Source organism: Ureaplasma diversum NCTC 246 (assembly GCF_000731915.1).
GTDB lineage: Bacteria > Bacillota_I > Bacilli_A > Mycoplasmatales > Mycoplasmoidaceae > Ureaplasma > Ureaplasma diversum.
Genome location: NZ_JFDP01000101.1, coordinates 1 through 1,678, shown reverse-complemented (window position 1 = coordinate 1,678; position 1,678 = coordinate 1). Strand labels below are relative to the sequence as shown.

The window sequence follows — 1,678 nt, the reverse complement described above, 5'->3', positions numbered from 1 at the left end:
AAATCTTAACCTCCTTTTTTTTTTTTTTTTGCAAAAAACAATAAAGTTTCTATAATTCAAAAAGCTTTTTAAACTCTTTAAATTAAGGGTTAAAACTATCACATTACAATAACGTATTTAAAAGGTTTTTGATATGAGTAAACTAAACAACAAATCAAAAAAGGGAATTATTATCGGAGTAGTTGGTTTTATTACTGCTTCTACTATAATAGGACTTGCATCTGGAGTTACTGTAAGTAAACAAAACAACGATAAAAAACAATCATCTGAACTTTTAGCTAAGAAAACTGAAACAATCACTAAAATTAACCAATTACCAGAATTAAAAAACGAGCAAATAACAAAGTACACTAATGATGTAAACAACGCTAAAACAATAAATCAAGTTGATCAGGTTTTAACTGATGCTATTGGATCTAATAATGCTAACAAAACAACTAAACCAGAGAATACTTTATTAGATAAGAAACAAACAATAAAAAATGAAGTTGATGCTTTAGTTGATTTGAATAATCAGCAAAAACAAATATTCAAGAATCTAATTGATCAAGCAGATTCAAAACAAAAAGTAGATTCGATACTAAACGATGCTAAAAAACAAGAGCAAACTAACAAAGCCTTAGAAGAATTAAAAAAAGCAAAAAGCCAAGTAATTGAACAAATCAATGCACTTACTAATTTAACAAACGAACAAAAAACAAACTTTAAAATACAAATAAATCAAGCTAAAACAATTGATATGGCTCAATTGCTTTTAAAAGAAGCTAATCAATTAAATGAAACTAATAAACAAACTCAAATTCAAAAAACTGAAGAACTTAAAAATAAGAAGAATCAAACAACAAACACTATAAATCAATTAACTGATTTAACACCTGATCAAAAAACAAATTATATAAACCAAATTAACTCTGCTAATTCAATTGAAAGTATTGATTTGATTTTAGAAAATGCTAATAAACAAAATGAAGATAATAAGACTAAACAATTAAACAATAATGGTTCATCTAATGGTGATCAAAATATACAATCTCAGAATCACACTTCACAAGGTCAAAATAACAACAAACCTATCTTAAATAGCAAAAGTCCAAATGATCAAGATCTTGAAAAACAAAAGTTAGACCAAGAGAAAAAAGAAGTTTTAAATAGATATAACGACTTTGTAAAAACTATAGAAGATTATATTAAAAACGAACTATCTGATCAGAAATATAATGAATTAAAAACCGATCTTGAAAAAGTTATTGCAGAAACACAACCAATTGCAAGTAATTCATCAACGACTAAAGAACAATTAGAGGAGGCTATTGGAAAATTAACAACAATTAAAAAAGATGTTGAAAACAAGAAACTTGATATAGTAAAAGAAAATGCTAAAGAAAGTATTGAGCAGTTATCTAATTTAGAAAAAGCAAAGAAAGATGAATATAAACAAAGAGTTGTCGATGCTAACTCAGAGAATGATATAAATCTAATTTTAGAAGAAACAAAAAGCGATGATGAAAAGTCAAAAGCATTAAAAATACAAGCTGAAAAAGAGAAAGAAGAACAAGCAGAATTAAATAAGAAAAAAGATGATGCTATTAATAAAATCAATATGTTTTCAAGTTTAGATAAAACAAGACTAGAAACATTCATCAAAGAAATTCAAAAGATCAATGATAGTAAACAAGCA

The 1,678-nt window shown here is 25.6% G+C and carries 1 protein-coding gene; it reads left to right on the top strand.

Annotated features, from left to right (window positions below):
• Nucleotides 1–133: 133 nt before the first annotated feature.
• A partial coding sequence (locus tag UDIV_RS04075; protein WP_038103716.1) for a GA module-containing protein occupies nt 134–1,678 on the top strand: 1,545 nt, incomplete at its 3' end.